Origin of the sequence: Mesorhizobium sp. M5C.F.Ca.IN.020.32.2.1 (genome assembly GCF_004023105.1) — a bacterium.
Classification (GTDB): domain Bacteria; phylum Pseudomonadota; class Alphaproteobacteria; order Rhizobiales; family Rhizobiaceae; genus Mesorhizobium; species Mesorhizobium wenxiniae.
In genome coordinates, this window is the sequence record NZ_RZSX01001435.1 from 1 (window position 1) to 850 (window position 850).

1 protein-coding gene is annotated in these 850 nt (G+C 63.1%); it reads right to left on the reverse strand.

Annotated features, from left to right (window positions below; translation table 11 throughout):
* On the reverse strand, nt 1–841 hold an 841-nt coding region (locus tag EOA86_RS36585), incomplete at its 3' end, for an FAD-dependent oxidoreductase (protein ID WP_245497502.1).
* Nucleotides 842–850: the final 9 nt, after the last annotated feature.

Here is an 850-nt window from a genome sequence, read left to right on the forward strand (position 1 = left end):
CGTCCGTGCCGAGCGCCTCCTTGAGGCGCGCGGTAACCTCCGCGCGCAACGCGGCATCTCCCAATTCCCGCCAGCGTAGGGCAAGCGGCCCGCCGACGAAGACGACCAACGCAGGGTGGCCGCCATCCTTGCTGACGTCACAGGCAAAAAGTGCCGGCGGATCGCGCCACATCACCATGCCGCTCAAGCCCTTGGCGCGCCAAAAGGCTGTGGGATAGCGCACCTGCATTTTGATCACCGCGCCGCTTTGCCAGACACCGAGGGCCTTTTCCAAGGCAACCGGCAGCGGCGGCGCAAAATCCAGCTTCGAGGCCACCATCGGCGGCATGGCGATCAGCGCCGTTCGCGCCGTGATCGAGCCCGTAGTCGACGCGAGACGAACTCCTCCCAGTCTGCGCTCGATCGTTCTGACCGGCGTGTTCAATCGCAGGCGGTCGCCGAGATCCTCAGCCAGATCATCCGCCAGAGACTGCATGGTTTCGTGCACGAAATACTGCAGCTCCGACACCTCATTGGTGATACGGCGGTCATTGTCGATGAGGTGCCAAAGCGGCAGTTTTTCGAGCGCCTGGCACCACAGGCCTTCGATCATCGAGCGAAAAGCCGCCTTGGCCTCACCGGGATCGTTCTGGCGATCGAGCCATGCGGCGACGGTCAAGCCGGCAATAGTCGGATTGCCCGGTGCAATCGCGTTCATGCGGTCGCGGATCGCCATCGAGGCGGAGTAGATTCGCTCGGCATCCTGTTCGCCCGTCAGCGGCTGGGCAATGACTTCGCCCTTAACATAGGTCTCGACCAACGTCTTACCGAGCGTTCGCACCAAGGCCATCAGTTCCGGCATGTCCTCGCA